This window comes from Cupriavidus sp. 2TAF22 (assembly GCF_052115045.1).
Taxonomy (GTDB): Bacteria; Pseudomonadota; Gammaproteobacteria; order Burkholderiales; family Burkholderiaceae; genus Cupriavidus.
In genome coordinates this window covers 165,701-185,386 of record NZ_JBFRFX010000001.1, presented here as the reverse complement: position 1 = coordinate 185,386, position 19,686 = coordinate 165,701, and the positions used below count along the sequence as shown (strand labels likewise).

Annotated in this window: 18 protein-coding genes; 5 read left to right on the top strand and 13 right to left on the bottom strand. The window is 67.0% G+C overall.

What is annotated here, in order from left to right:
- Positions 1 to 2: 2 nt before the first annotated feature.
- From AB4Z48_RS00775 to AB4Z48_RS00730, 10 genes are all read right to left on the bottom strand, one after another.
- Positions 3 to 1,898 (bottom strand): acyl-CoA synthetase, encoded by a 1,896-nt coding sequence (locus AB4Z48_RS00775; protein WP_441611915.1) that lies wholly within the window; start codon positions 1,896 to 1,898, stop codon positions 3 to 5.
- Positions 1,899 to 1,918: 20 nt separating this feature from the next.
- Positions 1,919 to 2,917: a tripartite tricarboxylate transporter substrate binding protein gene (locus tag AB4Z48_RS00770; RefSeq protein ID WP_441611914.1), complete on the bottom strand. Its 999-nt coding sequence runs from the start codon at positions 2,915 to 2,917 to the stop codon at positions 1,919 to 1,921.
- A gap of 124 nt (positions 2,918 to 3,041) precedes the next feature.
- Positions 3,042 to 3,500: a MaoC family dehydratase gene (locus tag AB4Z48_RS00765; protein WP_441611913.1), complete on the bottom strand. Its 459-nt coding sequence runs from the start codon at positions 3,498 to 3,500 to the stop codon at positions 3,042 to 3,044.
- Between the two features lie 41 nt (positions 3,501 to 3,541).
- A complete protein-coding gene (locus AB4Z48_RS00760; protein WP_441611912.1) occupies positions 3,542 to 4,330 on the bottom strand; it encodes a crotonase/enoyl-CoA hydratase family protein in 789 nt (262 codons plus the stop codon).
- A gap of 46 nt (positions 4,331 to 4,376) precedes the next feature.
- Positions 4,377 to 5,159, bottom strand: coding sequence for an SDR family oxidoreductase (locus AB4Z48_RS00755; RefSeq protein WP_441611911.1), 783 nt, complete (start codon positions 5,157 to 5,159; stop codon positions 4,377 to 4,379).
- Positions 5,160 to 5,189: 30 nt separating this feature from the next.
- Positions 5,190 to 6,365, bottom strand: a complete 1,176-nt coding sequence (locus tag AB4Z48_RS00750) for an acetyl-CoA C-acyltransferase (RefSeq protein WP_441611910.1) — start codon at positions 6,363 to 6,365, stop codon at positions 5,190 to 5,192.
- Positions 6,366 to 6,391: 26 nt separating this feature from the next.
- Positions 6,392 to 8,470, bottom strand: a complete 2,079-nt coding sequence (locus tag AB4Z48_RS00745; RefSeq protein WP_441611909.1) for a 3-hydroxyacyl-CoA dehydrogenase NAD-binding domain-containing protein — start codon at positions 8,468 to 8,470, stop codon at positions 6,392 to 6,394.
- A 73-nt stretch (positions 8,471 to 8,543) separates the two neighbouring features.
- On the bottom strand, positions 8,544 to 9,305 hold the full coding sequence (locus tag AB4Z48_RS00740; RefSeq protein ID WP_441611908.1) for an enoyl-CoA hydratase-related protein: 762 nt from the start codon (positions 9,303 to 9,305) through the stop codon (positions 8,544 to 8,546).
- Between the two features lie 146 nt (positions 9,306 to 9,451).
- The gene (locus AB4Z48_RS00735; protein WP_441611907.1) at positions 9,452 to 10,084 is read right to left on the bottom strand and encodes a response regulator; all 633 of its coding nucleotides are present in this window, start codon (positions 10,082 to 10,084) and stop codon (positions 9,452 to 9,454) included.
- A complete protein-coding gene (locus AB4Z48_RS00730) occupies positions 10,008 to 11,294 on the bottom strand; it encodes a PAS domain-containing sensor histidine kinase (RefSeq protein WP_441611906.1) in 1,287 nt (428 codons plus the stop codon). The genes AB4Z48_RS00735 and AB4Z48_RS00730 overlap by 77 nt, the downstream gene beginning before the upstream one ends.
- A 92-nt stretch (positions 11,295 to 11,386) precedes the next feature.
- Here AB4Z48_RS00730 and AB4Z48_RS00725 point away from each other — a divergent pair, with 92 nt between their 5' ends.
- Entirely contained in the window at positions 11,387 to 11,953 is a 567-nt protein-coding gene (locus AB4Z48_RS00725; RefSeq protein ID WP_441611905.1) for a TetR/AcrR family transcriptional regulator, read from the top strand.
- A 33-nt stretch (positions 11,954 to 11,986) separates the two neighbouring features.
- On the opposite strand, the gene AB4Z48_RS00720 is transcribed toward AB4Z48_RS00725, so the two are convergent.
- From AB4Z48_RS00720 to AB4Z48_RS00710, 3 genes are all read right to left on the bottom strand, one after another.
- The gene (locus AB4Z48_RS00720) at positions 11,987 to 12,628 is read right to left on the bottom strand and encodes a TetR/AcrR family transcriptional regulator (protein WP_441611904.1); all 642 of its coding nucleotides are present in this window, start codon (positions 12,626 to 12,628) and stop codon (positions 11,987 to 11,989) included.
- Positions 12,621 to 13,106: a hypothetical protein gene (locus AB4Z48_RS00715; protein WP_441611903.1), complete on the bottom strand. Its 486-nt coding sequence runs from the start codon at positions 13,104 to 13,106 to the stop codon at positions 12,621 to 12,623. The genes AB4Z48_RS00720 and AB4Z48_RS00715 overlap by 8 nt, the downstream gene beginning before the upstream one ends.
- 461 nt (positions 13,107 to 13,567) lie before the next feature.
- Positions 13,568 to 14,932, bottom strand: a complete 1,365-nt coding sequence (locus AB4Z48_RS00710) for a DUF1214 domain-containing protein (RefSeq protein WP_441611902.1) — start codon at positions 14,930 to 14,932, stop codon at positions 13,568 to 13,570.
- A gap of 260 nt (positions 14,933 to 15,192) precedes the next feature.
- Here AB4Z48_RS00710 and AB4Z48_RS00705 point away from each other — a divergent pair, with 260 nt between their 5' ends.
- The 4 genes from AB4Z48_RS00705 (at position 15,193) to AB4Z48_RS00690 (ending at position 19,686) form a co-directional block, all read left to right on the top strand.
- Positions 15,193 to 15,723, top strand: coding sequence for an AraC family transcriptional regulator ligand-binding domain-containing protein (locus tag AB4Z48_RS00705; protein ID WP_441611901.1), 531 nt, complete (start codon positions 15,193 to 15,195; stop codon positions 15,721 to 15,723).
- Positions 15,724 to 15,902: 179 nt separating this feature from the next.
- Positions 15,903 to 16,169: a hypothetical protein gene (locus AB4Z48_RS00700; protein ID WP_441611900.1), complete on the top strand. Its 267-nt coding sequence runs from the start codon at positions 15,903 to 15,905 to the stop codon at positions 16,167 to 16,169.
- A gap of 453 nt (positions 16,170 to 16,622) precedes the next feature.
- Positions 16,623 to 18,023 (top strand): leucyl aminopeptidase family protein, encoded by a 1,401-nt coding sequence (locus AB4Z48_RS00695; protein WP_441611899.1) that lies wholly within the window; start codon positions 16,623 to 16,625, stop codon positions 18,021 to 18,023.
- 64 nt (positions 18,024 to 18,087) lie between these two features.
- A complete protein-coding gene (locus AB4Z48_RS00690) occupies positions 18,088 to 19,686 on the top strand; it encodes an ABC transporter substrate-binding protein (RefSeq protein ID WP_441611898.1) in 1,599 nt (532 codons plus the stop codon).

Sequence of the window (19,686 nt, the reverse complement as noted above, 5' to 3'; positions counted from 1 at the left end):
GGTCAGGCTCCTTCGGCGGCTCGGACCGCATAGGGGATGGTGAAACTACGCAATGCGTCGGCCAGCACGGCATCGTCCGCCTCGCGCGCCGGCACGCGGATCTCGACAAAGAAGCCGCGGCTGCCGCGGTCGGTAGCTTGCACCGAGGCGTCCGCACCGCGGCCGATGCCGTCGAGCGCGGCCCGGAACATCCGCTCGATGGCGTCGACCCGCAGCAGGTTCTTCTGGATCTTCCCGACCGATGTCTTCGGCATTTCCGGCAGCACGAAGCAGTGCCGGGGCACCGCCGCACGCTCGGGCATGTGCTCGGTGGCGTACTGCAGCACGGTCTGGGCCGAAGCGCTTGCCTGCGGCTTCAGCACTACGTAGGCGACCGGCACCTCGCCGGCATGCGCGTCCGGCGCACCGACCACGGCGGCGTCCTGGATCGCCGGATGGCCGAACAGGACTTCTTCGACCATCTTCGGATCGATATTGTGGCCGCCGCGAATGATCAGGTCCTTGGCGCGGCCGGTGATCCACAGCCAGCCGTCGGCGTCGAGGTAGCCCAGGTCGCCGGTGTCGAGCCAGTCGCCGTCGAACCAGCGTGCCGCCTGCTCTTGCCCGAGGTAGCCGGGAAAGACCGAGGGCCCGCGCGCGATGACCAGCCCGCACTCGCCCGGCGCGCAGTCGCGCGCCACGTCGCCGTCCGGCTGCACGATGCGCACCTGCTGGTACGGCAGCCGCACCCCCGAGCTGCCGACCTTGACCTGCTCGCCCGGCGGCGTGACGCAGGTGACCGCGGTGGTCTCGGTCATGCCCCAGCTCTCACGGATGCGCAGGCCGGTCATCCGGTAGAAGGCTTGCGCGACAGTCGTCGACAGCGGCGCCGTCGAGGAGGCGACGTAGGTGAGCGTCGAGATGTCCGCGCCGTTGAGCGGGATCGACAGCACCTGGTTGACCAGCGTCGGCACCAGCGTCAGCATGTTGGCCCGCATGACCTCGACGATGTGCCAGATATTGGGCAGCACCGACGGATGACGGAAGCCCGCCGCGGTCATCAGGATCACGGTCGCGCCCTTGGCCAGCGGGCCGAAGCAGCCGACCACGGCGCCGGCGACGTGAAAGATCGGCACGCCGACCAGCCGCACCTCGGCCGAATCGAACCCCGTCAGGTATTTCGACGCCCACACCCAGAACACCTGGTTGCGGTGCAGGTGGCGCGCCAGCTTGGGCGCGCCCGTGGTGCCGCCGGTGTGAAAGAGGGAGGCGGTGTCGTCGGGCGAGAAGACGCGCCCCGACAGCAGCCGGTCGGCGGGATAGCGCTCCACGGCCAGGGCGAAGTCGATCACGGGTATGCCTGCGACCGCCGCCGGGGCAGTCCCGGTCCCGCCCACGCGGATCACCGCCGCCAGCGACGGCAAGCCATGGGCAACCGCCTCGGCCTTGGCCCAGATCTCGGCGTTGTCCTCGCCGCCGTAGGCGACCAGTACCTTGGTCCCGGCCGAGCGGAACATCTGCACCAGGATGTCGGGCTCCAGCATCCAGTTGGCCGGGTTGACGATGCCGGCGGCCTGCGCGCCCCACAGCACGAACTGCGATTCGGGGATGGCCGGCAACAGCACCGATACGACATCGTCCTTGCCCACGCCGAGGTCGCCCAGCAGGTTGGCCGTCTGGTGCACCTTGTCGCGCAGCTCGGCATAGGTGACCTGCCGCGCGCTCTCAAGAGGACGCGCGCCGTCGGTGAAATAGTGGATGGCGACCTTCGACGGCTCGACGGCGCAGCCGTCCATCAGCATCTCGTAGGTAGAGGCCGGCAGCTTGCGCTCGGCGAGCGGGACGCGCTCGAAGCAGGCCACGTCGGCTTCGCTAAACAGGACCTCGTCGGTCCAGTACTCAGGCATGGGGGCGGTCATGGATGACTCCGTTGCAGTGCTCATTCGCGTTCAAGGTTGATGTCGCGTGCCAGGCGCGCGAAGCGGCCGGACTCCTGGCGGTAGTACGAGGCGGCCTGGTCGAGATCCATCGCGGTCCCTGGCAAATTGCCTCGCTCCGCCACCCAATCGCGGAATGCCGCCTGGCCCACGATGTCGTTGGCCGCCTTTCCGATGGCATCGGCGGTGGTCCGTGGCAGCCTGGCGGACACGAAGAGCCCGGTCCACATCGAATAGTGGAAGCCGCGCAATGCCGCGATGTCGTCGACGGACGGAACCTCCGGCAGCGCGGCGTGCCGGTCCGCGGACAGGACGCCCAGCACCTTGATCTTTCCCGCTTTGGCGGCCTGGATGTAGGCAGGAATCAACGGCATGAAGGTGATGTCCACCTGCCCGCTCATCACGTCCTGCACCGCTGGCGCACCGCCCTTGTAAGGCACGTGGTTGACCGGGATACCGAGGCGCCTGCCGAAATCGACGCCAACCATGTGAAAGATCGAACCCACGCCCGTGCTGGCAAACGACAGCGGCTGCGCCCCGGGCAGGCGGGCCTTCCCGGCCAGTTCTCCCAGGCTGTTCGCCGGGTAGTTGGGCCTCGCCATCACGGCCAGCACGCCCGACGTCAGCAGCGCGACCATGCGGAAGTCTTCCGGCTTGTAGCGCACGCTCGTCATCGCCAGCGGCGGCAGCGTCAGTTCGTTCGGCGACGCCACGACCATGGTCAGTGTTTCGCTGTCGGCCTTAAGTAAGCGCTGTGCGCCAAGCGACCCTGACGCACCGCCGAAATTCTCGACAACCACCGTACGGCCCAGGCGCGTGCCGAGGTCCGGCTGAATCCGCCGCGCGACAATGTCGAACGAACTGCCCGCCGGGTAGGGAACGATCAGCGAGGCGGGCGTGCGGCCTTGCGCAAGCGCGCCGCCTGCGGGCGCCGCGCCGAGCATCAGCAGCGCCACGGCCGCAATCCGCGCGCGGCCGCCGCCGCATGCAGTAGTGATCATCTTGTTGTCTCCAGTCTTTTTCTTTCTTGGGGGGGCCGCCATCGCCAGGGCGAAGGAAGCCACGCCGCGCGACGGCATGCGTCGCGCGGCGCCGGGTGGCATGGCGCGTCGGTGCGGGAGTTGCCTAGAAGTAAAGCTTGGCCAGCGATTCCGCGATGCAGACCGGCCTGGCCGATCCTTCCATCTCGAACGTGACGTTCCACGTCACCTTCACGCCACCGTCGCCTTCGTCATCCACCGCTTGCAGGACCGCGCGGACGCGCACCTTCGCGCCGACCGGCACGGGCGCGGTAAAGCGGACGCGGTTCAGGCCGTAGTTGACCCGCGCCCGCACGCCCTCGAAGCCCGTCACCTGCGCCATCAGCATCGGCAGCAACGACAGCGTCAGCAATCCGTGGGCAACGGGGCCACCAAACGGCGACTCACGCCTGGCCCGCTCTGGATCGACATGGATCCACTGGTGGTCGCCGGTGGCCTCGGCGAACAGGTTCACCTCGTGCTGCGTGACCTGGTGCCAGTTTCCTGGCCCGGCCTCCTTGCCCTGGAACGCTTTCAGGGCTTCGATCGACGTGAAGGTTTGCATGGTGGTTTCCGTGTCCGTGGTGAAGGAGATTCGGCCGCCTCTCAGCGCCCCGTGAAGCGGGCCTCGCGACGCTCGACGAAGGACTGGATCCCTTCCCTGAAGTCTTCCGATGCGAAGACCTCCTCGCGCACCTGCGGGATGACCGCGATGGCTGCCTGCTCGCCGTGTTCGATATAGGTCAGCGCGGCCGCCTTGGTCGCGCGCAGGCCGATCGGCGCGACCTTGCTGATTGCCCGCGCGATTTCCATGGCGCGCTCGCGGTGCCGTCCGTACGGATGGACTTCCTGGACAAAACCGCAGCGGTAAGCCTCTTCGGCAGAGAATTCATCGCAGAGGAACAGGTGGTACATCGCATTGCCCCAGCCCGTGCGCGTGAGGTAACGGTAGTGCGCGCCACCGAGCGGGGCGATGCCGCGCTTCGATTCCATCTGGCAGAAACGTGCCGTATCGGCGGCGATCACGATGTCCGAAGCCAGCATCTGCTCGATGCCGATGGTGTAGGTGATGCCGTGGACCACCGAGATCACCGGCTTGCGGCAGCGCTTCCTGAGGCCGAAGGGATCGACCTGGTCGTCGGGAATCGGCTTGGCCGTGGCGGTCGGGCCGAAGAACTTCGGCATGTCGAGGCCGGCCGTGGTGTGCTCGCCCGCCGGGTCGAGCACCGCCACCCACAGGTTGTCGTCATTGTCGAACTCGGTCAGCCGCTGCGAGAGCTGCTGCATCAGTTCCGGGGTGATGGCGTTCTTCTTGCCGGCGTTGTCGAGCGAGATGATGGCGATATGGTCCTCGATCGTCATGCGGACTTCGGGCGTCGCTGCTGCGTTGCTCATGATGGTTTCCTTCGCTTGCGTTGGATTGGATTGCGGCTGGACAGCTTCAGACGGCGGTCAGGCCGCCGTCGACGGCGAGAATCTGGCCGGTAATGTGCTTGCCGGCGTCGCTGGCAAACAGCAGGGCTGCGCCCTTGAGGTCGTCGTCATCACCGATGCGCTGCAGGGGCGCGCGCTCCGACAGCTTCTCGACGCCGAGCTTCTCGATCGTTCCCTTTGTCATCTTCGACGGGAAGAATCCCGGTGCGAGCGCATTGACGGTGATGCCGTGCGGGCCCCATTCGCCGGCGAGCGCGCGCGTGAAATTGACGACGGCGCCCTTGCTGGTGTTGTAGGCGATGGTCGGCTGGCCCTTGGGGCCGTTACCCTTGAGTCCGGCAATCGAGGCCAGGTTGATCACGCGGCCGTAGCGGTTCGGGATCATCGACAGCTTGCCGATCTTCTGCGTCAGCAGGAAGATCGCCCGCACATTCAGGTTCATGACCTTGTCCCAGGCGGCCAGCGGATGGTCGGCGGTGGTCGCGCCCCACGTGGCGCCGGCGTTGTTGACCAGGATGTCGACCTTGCCCAGGCGTGCCATCGCCTCAACGGCGAGGCGCTCGATATCGTCCTCGGCGGCGTTGTCCGCGGCGATCCAGCTTGCGTCCACGCCCAGGCTGGCCAGGTGTGCCTGGGCAGACTCCAGCGCATCCGCCTTGCGCGCCGAGATCACCACGCGCGCGCCCTGCGTGCCGAGCGCCTCGGCGATCTGCAGGCCCAGGCCGCTGGACCCGCCGGTGACGAGGGCGGTGCGGCCCTTCAGGTCGAAAAGATTTGCCACAGCAGTCATTGCCGTCTCCTTGTTGATGGATGGATTTCGTCAGAGCACTTCGAACAAACCGGCGGCACCCTGCCCGCCGCCAATACACATGGTCACCACGACATACTTCGCGCCGCGGCGCTTGCCCTCGATCAGCGCATGGCCCGTCAGCCGTGAACCGCTGACGCCATAGGGATGGCCGACCGCGATCGCGCCGCCGTTGACATTGAGACGCTCATCAGGAATGCCGAGCTTGTCGCGGCAATAGAGCACCTGGCAGGCGAACGCCTCGTTCAGCTCCCACAGGTCGATGTCTTCCAGTTTCACGCCGGCGCGCTCCAGCAGGCGCGGTACGGCAAAGACAGGACCGATGCCCATCTCGTCCGGCTCGCAGCCGGCGACCGCGAAGCCGCGGAACAGGCCCAGCGGCTCGATGCCCCGCTGCTGCGCCAGCCTTGCGTTCATCACCACGCAGGCCGACGCGCCGTCGGAGAACTGGCTCGCATTGCCCGCCGTGACGACGCCACCCGGCAGCGCGGGACGGATGCGCGACACCGCCTCCAGCGTGGTATCGGCGCGGATGCCTTCATCGTGCGAGATCGTGACTTCGCGGGTGGTGACACGGCCGCCTGCGTCGACCACGCCCATGGTGGTCGTCATCGGCACGATCTCGTGGTCGAACCTGCCGGCGGCCTGCGCCGCCGCGGCGCGCTGCTGGCTGCGCGCGCCGTAGGCGTCCTGCGCCTCCTTGCTGATGCCGTAGCGCTTGGCGACCTGCTCGGCGGTCTGCAGCATGTTCCAGTACAACTCCGGCTTGTGCTCGACCAGCCACGGATCGCGCCGCATGTGCGTGTTGGCCTGGTTCTGCACGCACGAGATCGATTCGACGCCGCCCGCCACGATGGCCGGCGCGCCTTCCAGGATCACGCGCTGCGCGGCCATCGCAATGGTCTGCAGGCCGGACGAACAGAAACGGTTGACGCTGACCCCGCCCGTCGTCACCGGCAGGCCCGCTCGCAGGGCAATGGCGCGGGCGATATTGCCGCCGGTGGTGCCTTCGCCGAAGGTCCCGCCGATCACGCAGTCCTCGAACTCGGCCGGGTCCAGGCCCGAGCGAGCCACCGCATGGCGCACCGCATGCGCGCCGAGCGTGGCGCCATGGGTCATGTTGAAGGCGCCCTTCCAGCTCTTTGCCAGGCCGGTGCGGGCGGTCGAAACGATGACAGCCTCATTCATGATGGTTTTCCGTTGGGTTGGGGAATTCAGGCGTTGAAGGCGCCGCCTTCGTCAGCGATCTGATCGACCAGCGCGGCCGGCGTCCAGCTCGTGTCTTGCGCAGACAGCGCGCGCAGCGTGCGGCGGACATTGGTCACGCCGACCGTATCGGCGTAGAACATCGGGCCGCCGCGCCAGGCCGGGAAGCCATAGCCGTGCAGGTAGACGGCGTCGATATCGGATGCGCGCGCGGCGATGCCTTCCTCAAGGATCGCGGCACCTTCATTCACCAGCGCGTAGATCAGCCGGTCGACGATCTCCTCGTTGCTAAAGCGCTTCGGCGTCACGCCGTGCTGCTGCCAGTACGCCTCCAGCATGGCGCGCGTGCGCGCCGACGGCAGTGCCTTGCGCTGGCCGGCCTCGTAGTCGTACCAGCCTGCCCCGGTCTTCTGGCCAAAATGGCCCGCCTCGCACAGCTGGTCGCCCAGCGCGAAGCGCGGCAGCGACGGGGCTTCGGCATAGCGGCGCTTGCGGATAGCCCAGCCGATGTCGTTGCCGGCAAGGTCGGCCATCCGGAACGGCCCCATGGCGAGCCCGAATTCCTCGATGGCGCGGTCGACCTGTTCGGGCAGCGCACCCTGCTCCAGCAGCTCGCCGGCGCGCCGCGTGTATTTCGCCAGCATGCGGTTGCCGATAAAGCCGTCGCACACGCCGGACACCACCGCCACCTTGCCGATCCGGCGGGCCAGGCGCATCGCGGTCTGCAGCACATCAGGCGCGGTCTGCGCGCCGCGCACCACTTCCAGCAGGCGCATCACGTTGGCGGGGCTGAAGAAGTGCAGGCCCACCACGTCCTGCGGGCGAGCGGTTTCGGCGGCGATGCGGTCGACGTCGAGCGTCGAGGTATTGGTGGCCAGGATCGCGCCGGGGCGGGCCACTTCATCGAGCGCGCGGAAGGTGCGCAGCTTGACGTCCATGTCTTCGTAGACCGCCTCGATCACGAGGTCGCAATCGCCGACCCGGCCCAGGTCGACGGTCGGCTGCAGCAGCGCCATGCGCGCTTCGACGGCCTCCGCGGCCAGCTTGCCCTTCTTTACGCTCGCCTCGTAGTTGCGGCGGATGGTGGCGGCGCCCTTCTGCACCGCCTCTTCCGACACATCCAGCAGCACGACCCGCAGGCCGGCGCCGAGGAAGTTCATCGCGATGCCGCTACCCATCAGCCCGGCGCCGACGACGGCCACCTTGCCGATCGTCCGCTCGGCCACCGAGTCCGGCACGTCCGCCAGCTTGGCCGCCGCGCGTTCCGAGAAGAAGGCGTGGCGCAGCGACTTCGACACGGCGCCATTCATCAGTTCGAGAAAGAAGCGGCGTTCGAGCGCCAGGCCTTCGTCGAAGGGCAGCGTGAAGCTTGCCTCGATGGCGTCGAGGCAGCGCAACGGCGCCGGCAGGTTCTTGTAGCGGGCGGCAATGGCAGCACGCGCCACCGCCAGGTAGCCCTCGGGATTGGGATGGCGGACCGCGAGGTCGCGCACGCGCGGATGCGGCCCCGGACGCGCGGAGACCTCCCGCGCGAAAGCGAGCGCGGCAGCAACCACGTCGCCTTGCGCAAACCGGTCGAACAGCCCGGAGTCGGCCAGCGCCTCGGACGGGATCGACGTGCCGTGCACGATCATGTTGGTGGCCGCCTCCAGGCCGATCAGCCGCGGCAGCCGCTGCGTGCCGCCGGCGCCAGGCAACAATCCCATGGTCACCTCCGACAGCGCGATGCGCGCCTTCGGCACGGCCACGCGGTAGTGGCACGCAAGCGCCAGTTCGAGGCCGCCGCCCATTGCCACCGAGTGCACGGCGGCAACTACCGGCTTGGCGCTGTTTTCGATCGCCGCCAGCACCGTGTTCAGGCCCGGCTCGCCGCCAGTCTTCGGCGCATTGAATTCGCGCATGTCGGCGCCGCCGGAGAAGGCCTTGCCGGCGCCGGTCAGCACGATGGCCCTGACGCTGGTATCGGCCGCGGCGCGGTCGATGCCTGCGATGATGCCCACGCGCACGGCGTAGCCCAGGCCATTGACCGGCGGATTGGCGATCGTGATGACCGCGATGTCGTCGAAGACTTCGTATTGGGTGCTCATGGAAGGTCCTTTGCTGACGGGCGGCTTTGCCCGGCACTGGCTTTTGGAAGTGGAAATGGTCCGGATGCCCCGCTCAGGCGCGGACAGGCGTCGGGGCCGGCGTGCGCTGCAGGAAGCGCCGGAAGATTTCCTGCGCCTCCGGGGACTGGCGCAGGGTGTCGAAGGTGACCGTCTCCCGCCGGAGGCTGTCCTGCACCAGGGCCTCGGTCGCCTCGCGCACCAGGCCGCGCGTCGCCATCAAGGCCTGGCGCGGCTTGGCGGCGAGGCATTTGGCGACGAGCAGCGCCTCTTCGCCGGCCGCTTGCTGCGGCATGACGCGATTGACCAGTCCCGCGCGATGCGCTTCGGCGGCGGGGATGGTGGCGCCGAGCAGCAGCCATTCGGCGGCCTTGTTGCGGCCCACCACCTGCTGGAGCAGCAGCGTGGAGGCGAATTCCGGGCACAGGCCGAGATCGACAAACGGGAAGCGGATGCGCGCATCGTCGGAGGCGACGACGTAGTCGCAATGCAGCAGGACGGTGGCGCCGATGCCGACCGCGTGACCGCACACGCAAGCCACCATCGGCTTGCGCAGCGCGATGACCGCCTGCAGGAAAGGGACAGCGGGCGACGCCTTGTGTTCGGACGCCTGTGCGTTCACGAACAGGCCGATGTCATTGCCGCTGCTGAAGTTGCCGCCCTCGCCCTGGAGCAGCACGGCACGCACGTCATCGCGGCGATCGGCCTCGATGATGGCGTCGGCCAGCGCGCGGTACATCTGCGCGGTGATCGCGTTCTTCTTCGCCGGCCGGCTGATCGTCACGACCAGCACGCCGTCGTCCAGGTGCAGCAGCACGTCCGTGGCCATCTTTCTCTCCTTCGGTTCCGACTCCGGTGGAGTCATGTCGTTAAGGAGAGTGTGGATGCCAGGCGCGAATCCCGCTGTCGGAACTGGCTCTGCGCGCTGTCAGCGTTTTCTGAAGGTGGTGGAGGTTTCGGGAATCAGTCGATCAGGCGATGCTCGACGGCATAGCGCGCCAGCTCGGCGTTGCTGGCAACGCCGAGCTTCTTCAGGACGCGCGAGCGATAGGTGCTGACGGTCTTCACGCTCAGGAACATCTGACGCCCGATCTCCGTCAGCCGGATGCCGCGCACGATCAGCAGCATGATCTCGTACTCGCGCGACGACAGTTGCTGGTGCGGCGCGCTGTCGGCGACACGCCCAAAACCGTCGAGCAGGCAGTTGGCCACGGCGGGCGTCATGTAGCGCTTGCCCTTGGCCACGTTGCGGATCGAATCGACCAGCTCCATCGCGTCCATGTCCTTGGTGACATAGCCCGACGCCCCGGCCTGGAAGGCACGCAGCGCGTACTGCTCGGCCGGGTACATGCTCAGCACCACCACCGGCATCGCGGGTCGCTCGGCGCGCAGCGAGGGCAGCATCTCCAGGCCGCTGCGCCCCGGCAGGTTGACGTCGAGCAGCGCCACGTCGAACGACTGCTCGCGCAGGCGGCCAAGTGCCTCGGACGCGTCGCCGGCTTCGGCGACAACGTCAAACTCATCGTGCTCGGCCAGCAGCCGCTTGAGCCCCTGGCGGAAAATGGTGTGATCGTCGATCAGCAGCAGGCGAATCATGTCTCTCTCCGTCGATATGCGCCGGGTTGGTGGCGTATTCGTTTGCTTGTTCGTTGGTTTGTTCGTCGGTTTGTTCGTTGGTTTGTTCGTCAGTGCAAGGCGGAACCGGCACGCTCAACCGCACGCGCGCGCCGGAGCGGGGGCCGGTGTCCAGCACCAGCGTGCCGTCCAGCTCGCGCGCGCGTTCCTGCATGCCCAGCAGGCCAAGATGCCCACAGGACGCGGTGCGGTCGGAGTCGAAGCCGAGGCCGTTGTCCGAAATCTCCAGTTCCAGCCGGTCCGCCGCCCAGTCGAGGCGGACCGTCACTTCGGTGGCCATGGAATGGCGCGCGACATTGGTCAGCGCTTCCTGGAAAATCCGGTAGATGCCCATCTCACGGGAGCGGTCCAGTGCGCGCGGCGCACCGGAAGTCAGCAAGCGGGTGGCAATGCCGTAGCGCCTGTCAAAGCGTCCGAGATCGAGGCACAGGGTGTCGCACAGTCCGAGATGGTCGAGGGCGCCAGGCCGCAGCCCTTCGGATATCGTGCGCACGGCTTCAATCGTTTCCTGCGTGAGCTGAAGGGTCTGCGCCGCTGTGAGCGCCAGCGAGGCTAGCGCTGGCGCCGCCGCCCCGCCCTGCCTTGCGCGCGGCGCGCGCGAGCGGTCCAGCGCCTCGATGCCGCGCGACAGCCGCGACAGGTCGAATTTGATCGCCGTCAGCATGCCGCCGATGACATCGTGCAGTTCTCGCGCGACGCGGTTGCGCTCGTTCTCGCGCACGCTGTTGGCGCTGGCCACCAGTTCCTGCAGGCGCTCGCTGGCCTCGATCAGCTCGGCGCGCTGCCGCTCTCGCTCGGTGATGTCGATGCCGACGCCGACGATGGCCGGGCGCCCGTGGAACATCACGCGCGTGCCGTGGATTTCGAAGCAGCCGGGGTTTCGCGACGATGTCCTTCGAATGACGAACATCTCGGGGGCAGCGTATCCCCTGATCCTCCGCTGGTACTGGTTCAGCAGTGCCACGCGCTGCGAGGGATGGGCGACGTCGCGCAACCTGGCGCCGACCAGTCGCTCGCGCCTCAGCCCGCACATACGCGCGAAGGTCTCGTTGACATAGCGGAAGCGGCCGTCCTGCAGGATGTAGATGCCGGCGACCGACTGCTCGACGATGCCCTTGAAGGGAACCTCGTAATCGTCCAGGTCCGCGTTGAGTGCGTCGAATTCTGCCATGGCGGCGGCTCGCAATCTGCATGATGGTTGTCATTCTGGAGGATGACCATCACAATGCAGAATGTCAAGACAACAAACCGGGGATATGAATCATGGGCCACTCCCAGGCGGATAAGGCGCGCAGCAGGGAGCGCATCCTGAGCCAGGCAGCAGAGCAGATCCGGAATGCCGGACTGGAGTCCGTCAGCGTCGGGAAACTGATGCGCAGCGCCGAGCTGACCCACGGAGGCTTTTATGGTCACTTCGCGTCGCGCTCGGCGTTGCTGACACAAGCGCTGGAGCGCGCGCTGGATGATGGCAAAGCCGCATTCGAAGCGAAGAGCACCAAGGCGGCGCCAGACTTCGGCTCGACGGTACGCAGCTACCTGAGCCGCACGCACCGGGACTCGCGCACGACCGGCTGCGCGATCGCCGCGCTCGCCGGCGATGTGGCTCGGGCTGACGAACCGGCGCGCGAGGCCATGTCGGCCCACATCGAACGGTTTATCGGCCGGATGGACGAAGCACTGGGCGGTGAAGATCCCGACAAGGCAATGTTCGCGGTCAGCGCGCTGATCGGCGCCCTGGTGGTGTCCCGCGTGATGGCCGACGAGAAGCGATCCGACGCGGTGCTGGCCGCGGCCAAGCGCGAACTGCTGGCGTTGCGCGAGCGGGAATGAGCAGAACCGCCGTCGCCAAGGCAGCCCGGCGGGTCAGCTGAGCACAATGGCACGCGGACCGGTCATGCGCAATGTCGCTTCGCCGGGCATCCGGATGCCATGACGGCCAAGCATGCTGCTGAGCACCGCATGCCGGAATGCCACCGGATCACCAAGGAACAGGTGGTCATGCTGGATACCCAGGGCAAAACTGAAGATCTCGAACACGACGCGCTGAGGGTCGACTTCCGGAGCGATCTCGCCAATCCGCCTGGCATCCTTCAGTTGCGACACAAGCAAACCACGCCACGTGGTCACCGCCCGCGCAGTGCTGCGGCTGACTTCGTCCTCGGCCCGATTGGTGCATTCGCTCCCCGCACGCAGGATAAGACAGCCACCCCGCAGCACGTATTCGCCAAGCCAGACGTCCAGCATGCTTAACAGTCGACGCACCCCTGCGGGCGCCCGGGCGGCAGCGCTGGTCGCGTGGCTTGCAAGCGCCCCCCCATAGGCCAACACAGCTTGCGCCACGATGTCGTTGCGGGACTCGAAATGCCGGTAGACGCAACTCTTGGACACCCCGAGCGCTTCACCGAGATCGCTGATGGAAAAGCCATGAAGCCCCCCGCGCCGGGCAAGACCAATGGCTGCGGCCAGGACCGCAGGTCGCGCCGACCGATTCTCGCGTCTAGGCATGCTCGTGGCCGTAGACGGCGGTTAGCGTAGCGACCCGCGTCCCGGCCTCGAACACTTCGAATTCGTACTGGGCAAGCGCGCCAAGCCGGCGCTCGCACATTGGCGATACAGTCAGAGATCCCCGCTCCCGTGCAGGCTGTCCCATGTCGCCGAAATAGCGGATGGTGGACCATAGTGGAATCAAGGCTTCTCCGTCGGCACGCAACTGTGAATCCCTGTCACCCAGTCGCGCTACCCGCAAGCACAGCGCAATGTCATCGCCACTCCTTATCGCGGCGGGCCCGATCCCGCTACGCCATGGCACATAGCTCGATGAAGGTAGCTCGCCCTCCAGCACAACGTGCGCGCGACCCACAAGCATCCCCGCCTGCCTGAGCTCGGCCAGCCAGCGCTGCTGCCGGGCATCCGCATGCACCAGGCGTGCATCGAGGTCGAACCGGCCATCAAGCAATGGCCCGCCGACATGCACGGTCAGCATGAGCGGGCTCGCTGCACCGCATGTTGATTCCATCACGACACCTAGCAACAGCTCCGCAATACCCCGGTGGCGGATGGCTTCGTGTCGTGCCCGTCCTTGCTGTGCTATCCGCGACGTTGCAGCTCGTGAACCAATCGGCGTGACATCCATCTCTTCCTCCTGCCTTGTCGTTGGCGCCGCCAAAGCGCTCACCAGGCCCGACTATAGCGATGCGGTGTCCAAAAGAGAGTTGCCGGGAGAAATAGAGAAAAATCTGACACGATTTGTCGCCAGGCCATTTTCGACAGCGAATCAGGCATGGGATATCGCGATGAAAGCAACGGGCTCACGCCAGCCCGCGAGCCTCCTGGTCAGCGCGCCATCGAGCTCGATTCCCTTTTCCATATGTCCCCCTTCACGCGCCTCGGTTGTCCTTACGCGTGTTCAGTCTGGATGTGTGGGATGCGCGCTTCGCACGTGCGCTATTTGACCTTGACGAGCGCCGGCGGATAGTAGGTGCCGTTGGCAACACCGTCGAGCGGGCCGTAGTAGCGGAAGGTCAGGCGGTATTGCGTGCCGCGCGGCGTCGGCAGCCAGTTGCCTGCCGGCGCATTGGCCGGCTTCTCCGCGGCGAAGAACAGCGTCAGCGAGCCATCGGCGCCATAGCTCAGCCCGGACTGCTCATTGACCAGGTACTTCTGCTGCGGATTCGGCAAGACGCGGAAGCGGGCGCTGTCCACCGCGATCACGGACCAGAAATACTTCGCGAAGCGCGACGGCAGGGCGTCCTTGGGGAAGGTCAGCGTGTAGACGTGGTCGCCATTCAGAACCGCGCCGCTGGCATCGTTGCCGCCGCGGTAGTACAGCACCTCCGGTTTGATATTCGCCCAGATGCCGCCGTAGTTCACCAGTGCGCGGGTCACGTAGTCGATGCCGTACTCCCCCACGACGCCCGGGCGTGCCCACCCGTTATGCACCGAGCCGTGACCGATGATCGTACCGGCCTTTCCAAACGCCGGCAGCGCCTGCGTCCGTATCACCTGATCGATCCGGGCACGCGACGACGGGTCGGCGGCTGCCGCCGCTACGCGGCGCGTGAGCGCCTGCATCGGCTCCAGCCCCGCGTTCAAGTCGGGGCCGCTGTCCAGCGCCAGGGCCGCCGCATCGAACGCCTCCACACCGGGCAGTTTCTCCGGTTCGAACATCAGCGTGGCAGGAATCGCCGGCACGGCGGGCTTGCCGGTCTGCGTCAGCGTGAACTGCCGTTGCAGCGCGATCGCGGCATCGGGGTCGTTGCCCAGCGCCACGCGCGCCAGCACGCGCGCGGACTTGACCGGCAGATCGATCCGGATCGCGCCGGGCGGAACCGGCGCCTTCGCGCCCCTCAGGCACACTGCGAAATCCCCGGCCGGGCGCGCCGGAAACAGCCGCTCATTGATATTGGCCAGCGTCTCGCCCCAGCCGTTCAGGATCTGCACCGTGTAGTAGCGATTCTTCACCGGCGGCACACCGACCACCGTGCAGCTCGCGTCGTCGACGGCAAGCCACGCTTCGGAATAGGCCACGTCGAGATTGGGATTGGGCCAGTCCACCGCGCCGGGCTTCCGGTGCATGAACTGGTTCCATTGGAAGCCCTCCCGGAAGTCGAGTTGCTGCTGACGCGTCACCAGCAGGCGGCCCAGCAGATAGATGTAGGCATCGCTGATCTCGGTGTCGCTGAGCGCATCCGTGGCGGGCTCGGCCCCCACGGATGCATTCGCGGCAAGCGCGAGCGACAGCACTGGAATCCAAGCGCGCAGGCGAGCAGTCATGGCAGTACCTTTTATCAAGAGCGGGGCGGCGTGCAACGCATGGCGGGCCGACCTTGCCGGCGACCGCCGCAGCGGCTCCAACGTGGAAAAAAGCGGGCAACCGTCCCGGGTCGGACCGTCGCGCCACGTCGTATGGTGCGCAAGCCGCCTTCACCGGGCATCCCTCCATTATGGAGGGGCGCCACGCATACCGGTAGGCAGCTACGCTGCGGCCTTCGCGCTGCTGATCGAGAAACTCGGCGATGAATGCATAGGCTTCCTGTCACTGCCCGTCCGGCGCGGCAGCTTCCTGCTGATTGGCCGGAGCACGCTGGGGGTGCCCCTCTTTGCAGGTTGCCTTGCGGCGTGCCGCGCACACGTTCACACTGCTGCAGCATGACGTGACCATGGAAGCCGTGCAGGATGGTGAGCTCTGCGGATTCGGCATGTCCTTCGCGCGCAAGGCGATCGGTGCGCAGAACTTTCTGCATGAGATGCTCGTCCGGGTGTTCTGGCAGATGCTGGCCTGGCTGAACGCGTCGCGGCTGCCGCTGCGTCGCATCGATTTCAGCTTTCCGGAACCAGCCTACGCTGCCATCTACCCCATGGTGTTTCCGGCGCCGATCCGCTTTGGCCAGCCGCGCACCGCCGCATGGTTCGACGCCACTGCGCTGCAGGCGCCCGTGCGGCGCGACGAAGAGGCCCTGCGCGCCATTGAGCGGTTGATCACCACTGTCACACCGGTATCCCAGCTTGCCGTGCAGCTCGGCTTCGCGGACGCCACGGCGTTCAATCGTGCGTTCAAGGTATGGACGCGGAGCACGCCCGGAACCTACCGGCGGCGATAGCGGACACGGGTGGATTGCAGGCAGGCTGTGTTGCATCGGCCGGCTGAAGCCGCAGTCGAAAGCCGCCCGCCGTGGTCCCCGCCCGTGCTCACAAACGATTACAACCTCGTACGCGTGCTGGCAATATGCTCTCGGGCGCAGGCGGCCGCTGGGGCCGACGCGTCACGAGGAGAGAATCGATGGGCAAGATCCGGGCACTGGGTCTACTGGCGTCTGTTTTGGCGCTATTGAGCGGCGGGAGCAATGCGACCGCCCAGCAGGTGGCAGGGGGCATGGGCGAGCAGGTACATATCGGCGCGTTTGACGCGCGCGCGGAGAGCCGGCTTACGCGGCGCAATCCGCCGGAGAAGCCATCGGCAAAGGCCAGGCGCGCACGCGATGCCGGAATGCCCGAAACGCACGCGCGTTACGTGAAGCCGACCTTGCCGGGCAAGCATCTGCCTTAGTTTGCGATTGCCATGACGCCGTCCCCCGCCGACCCAGGGCTCCGGTCGCCGGGGAGAGTTACGGAGCCCCGTGCCACGGCGGCGTTGTCCGCGCCCTCCCCGGCGACGCGGCCCTGTGCCGGAGTCAGGGTGACGCGAGATCTTGGCTACGGATCGGCAGACGGTCGGCGCCTCGATCTCTTCGCTCCAGGACCCATGTCGGCAGCGCCCCTCCCTGCACTGGTTTTTATACATGGGGGCGGCTTTATGTATCGGCATCGACGATCCGTGCCATCCCGCCGAACGTGCAGAAGCGTATATGGATGCACGTTTAGCTTCGTTGGCGGCGCATGGCCGGCGCGGTAGCCTAGCAGATCTCTTTTCGTCGCTCCCGGCCGCTACCAATGCATCGTTGCGCAGGCTCCGGCATCTCGCCAAGCCGTGCCCGACTGCACCAGCGTGCCCCAATCCGATATGCCCGCTTCCCCTTTTGTCGAAGACGCCGCCGGTGCCCTGCCGCTATACGCGTGCACATCGGAACAGATCGAACCACTGCTCGATTCCCTGCCGCCTGCCCAGGCCCGCTGGGCCCGCGCCACACGCTTCGGCGCCGAGCCAGGCACCACGCTGCTGTTGCCTGATGCGAACGGCGACCTGGCCGGCGCCATCGTCGGCATCGATGCCGGGCAGCCGCTATGGCAACTGGCCGCGCTGCCACGGCAGCTTCCTGCCGGCCGCTATGCCCTCGCGAACGAAGAGAACAGCACCGACTTCACGCTGGCAGCGCTGGGCTGGGCCATCGGCGCGCTGCCCGGGTGGGACAAACAGCCGGTACAGCAGGCCGATGGCGCGCAATTGGTGCTGCCACGAGGTGCACAGGACGCGCTGCTGCCGCTGGCCGAAGCCGTGCGCGTGGTTCGCAACCTGGTCAATGCGCCAGCCAACCAGCTCGGCCCGGCCGAACTGGCGGCCGTGGTGCGCGCCCTGGCCCTGGAACACGATGCGGACTACGCGGAATGGGTGGGTGACGAGCTTCCGGACGCCGGCTTTCCGCTGGTGCACGCCGTGGGGCGCGCCGCGGCGCCTGAACAGGCACCGCGCGTGAGCGCGCTGCACTGGGGCGACCCTGCCGCGCCGCGCGTGGTTCTGGTCGGCAAGGGTGTCTGCTTCGATTCGGGCGGCCTGGACATCAAGCCCGCGCAAGGCATGCGCTGGATGAAGAAGGACATGGGCGGTGCAGCCCATGCCATTGCCCTCGCGCGCCTGGTGATGCAGGCCAGGCTGCCGGTGCGGCTGACGCTGGTGGTGCCGGCGGTGGAGAACGCCGTGGGCGCCGGCGCACTGCGCCCCGGCGACATCCTGCGGGCCGGCAATGGCAGCACGGTGGAAATCGAGAACACCGACGCCGAAGGCCGCCTGGTGCTCGCCGATGCCTTGCACCATGCGTTGCGGCATGACAGGAACAAGCCTGCCGCGCTGGCCATCGACCTCGCCACGCTGACCGGCGCCGCCCGGGTGGCACTGGGCCCCGACCTGCCGGCCCTGTTCAGTAACGACGACGGGCTTGCCGCGGAACTGCTGGCCGCAGCCGGCAAGCAGGCGGATCCGCTGTGGCGCCTGCCGCTCTGGCAGCCGTATCGCGGCATGTTGAAGTCCACCTTTGCCGACACCGCCAATGCTGGCGCCGCGCCGCTCGCGGGAGCGCTGACGGCAGCGTTGTTCCTGGAGGCCTTCGTGCCGAACGGCACGCCCTGGGTACACCTAGATCTGTTTGCCTGGAACCAGGAAGAACGGCCAGGCCGTCCGCGCGGCGGCGAAGCGCAGGGATTGCGGGCGCTGTTCTCGCTGCTGGCAACGCGCTTTCCCCCGGCCTGAGCGCCGCGCCGGGGCGAGGCCCGCGCGCCAGCACAACACAACAATAAACAACGGAAGAGAAACGATGATCAAACGAGTCACCCTGGCCACCCTGCTGGCCTCGGGCATTGCCATGACGCTGCTTGCGGCGCCCGCGCTTCACGCCGAGACGGTGCGTTGGGCACGCTCCGTCGACGCCTCCACGCTGGACCCGCACGCACTGAACAACGGCCCCAATCACAACCTGCTGCATCAGGTCTACGAGCCGCTCATCATCCGTACCGCGGACGGCAAGCTGCTGCCCACGCTCGCCACCTCATGGCAGCGCACCGAAGACCCCACGGTTTGGGAATTCCAGTTGCGCAAAGGCGTGAAGTTCCATGACGGCAGCGTGTTCACCGCCGACGACGCCGTGTTCTCGCTCCTGCGCGCCAAGTCCGCAACGTCCGACATGAAGTCGCTGCTGGTGTCCGTTACCGAGGTCACCAAGGTCTCGCCCTTCGTGATCCGCATCAGGACCGCCGGCCCCAACCCGCTGTTGCCGGACAACCTGACCAACATCCAGATCCTCAGCGCCGCATGGGCCAAGGCGCATAACGTGGAACAACCGCAGGTGGCTTCCGCCAAGGACGAGACCTACGCCACGCGCCACGTCAATGGCACGGGCCCCTACACGCTGGTTTCGCGCGAGCAGGATGTGCGCACCGTGCTCAAGCTGTTCCCGCAATACTGGGGCCGCGGCCAGTTCCCGCTGGAGATCGACGAACTGGTCTACCTGCCGATCAAGTCGCCCGCCACGCGCGTGGCCGCATTGCTGTCTGGCGAGGTCGATTTCGTGCAGGACCTGCCCATCCAGGACACCGTGCGCCTGCGTGCGGACCCCAAGCTGCGCGTCAACCAGGCGGCAGAAAACCGCGTGATTTTCCTGGGCATGAACGTCGGCAGCGCGCCCCTGAAGTACTCGGACGTCAAGGACCGCAACCCGCTGGCGGATCGCCGCGTGCGCGAGGCGTTCCAGCTCGCCATCGACCGCAACGCCATCAAGACCGCGGTCATGCGCGGCCTGTCCGTGCCGACCAACATCATTTCCCCGCCGTTCGTCCACGGCTATGACAAGGCCTTCGACGTCGTGGGCAAGCCAGACCTGGCGCGCGCCAAGGCGCTGCTGGCGGAGGCGGGCTACCCGAACGGGTTCTCCATCACGCTCCACTGCACCAACGACCGCTACCTGAACGACGAGGCGATCTGCCAGGCCACGGCCGGCTTCCTGGGCCGCATCGGCGTGAAGACCAATGTGGTGTCGCGCCCGCTGGCCATCCAGAGTGCCGCGATCAACAACCTGGACACCGATTTCTACCTGTATGGCTGGGGCGTTCCCACCTATGACGCGGCCTACATCTTCGACTACCTGGTGCACACGCGCGGCAAGAACGCGCGCGGCGCCACCAATGCCACGCGGTTCAGCGATCCGGACCTGGACAGCAAGATCGTGTCCCTGGCGGCGGAAGGCGACCGGAAAACGCGCGACGCCACCATCAAGAGCATCTGGACCACGGTGCAGAAGGAATTGATCTACCTGCCGCTGCACGACCAGATCCAGACCTATGCCATGGTGCGCAAGCTCGATATCCCGGTGAACCCGTCGAACACGCCCTACTTCAAGCTGTTCAAGCTCGCCAGATGA

What these genes read in the sequence shown, in the direction of transcription:
- AB4Z48_RS00775 (WP_441611915.1), bottom strand. Translation starts at nt 1,898, where the DNA reads ATGACCGCCCCCATGCCTGAGTACTGGACCGACGAGGTCCTGTTTAGC.
- AB4Z48_RS00770 (WP_441611914.1), bottom strand. Translation starts at nt 2,917, where the DNA reads ATGATCACTACTGCATGCGGCGGCGGCCGCGCGCGGATTGCGGCCGTG.
- AB4Z48_RS00765 (WP_441611913.1), bottom strand. Translation starts at nt 3,500, where the DNA reads ATGCAAACCTTCACGTCGATCGAAGCCCTGAAAGCGTTCCAGGGCAAG.
- AB4Z48_RS00760 (WP_441611912.1), bottom strand. Translation starts at nt 4,330, where the DNA reads ATGAGCAACGCAGCAGCGACGCCCGAAGTCCGCATGACGATCGAGGAC.
- AB4Z48_RS00755 (WP_441611911.1), bottom strand. Translation starts at nt 5,159, where the DNA reads ATGACTGCTGTGGCAAATCTTTTCGACCTGAAGGGCCGCACCGCCCTC.
- AB4Z48_RS00750 (WP_441611910.1), bottom strand. Translation starts at nt 6,365, where the DNA reads ATGAATGAGGCTGTCATCGTTTCGACCGCCCGCACCGGCCTGGCAAAG.
- AB4Z48_RS00745 (WP_441611909.1), bottom strand. Translation starts at nt 8,470, where the DNA reads ATGAGCACCCAATACGAAGTCTTCGACGACATCGCGGTCATCACGATC.
- AB4Z48_RS00735 (WP_441611907.1), bottom strand. Translation starts at nt 10,084, where the DNA reads ATGATTCGCCTGCTGCTGATCGACGATCACACCATTTTCCGCCAGGGG.
- AB4Z48_RS00730 (WP_441611906.1), bottom strand. Translation starts at nt 11,294, where the DNA reads ATGGCAGAATTCGACGCACTCAACGCGGACCTGGACGATTACGAGGTT.
- AB4Z48_RS00725 (WP_441611905.1), top strand. Translation starts at nt 11,387, where the DNA reads ATGGGCCACTCCCAGGCGGATAAGGCGCGCAGCAGGGAGCGCATCCTG.
- AB4Z48_RS00720 (WP_441611904.1), bottom strand. Translation starts at nt 12,628, where the DNA reads ATGCCTAGACGCGAGAATCGGTCGGCGCGACCTGCGGTCCTGGCCGCA.
- AB4Z48_RS00715 (WP_441611903.1), bottom strand. Translation starts at nt 13,106, where the DNA reads ATGCTGACCGTGCATGTCGGCGGGCCATTGCTTGATGGCCGGTTCGAC.
- AB4Z48_RS00700 (WP_441611900.1), top strand. Translation starts at nt 15,903, where the DNA reads ATGGGCAAGATCCGGGCACTGGGTCTACTGGCGTCTGTTTTGGCGCTA.
- AB4Z48_RS00695 (WP_441611899.1), top strand. Translation starts at nt 16,623, where the DNA reads ATGCCCGCTTCCCCTTTTGTCGAAGACGCCGCCGGTGCCCTGCCGCTA.
- AB4Z48_RS00690 (WP_441611898.1), top strand. Translation starts at nt 18,088, where the DNA reads ATGATCAAACGAGTCACCCTGGCCACCCTGCTGGCCTCGGGCATTGCC.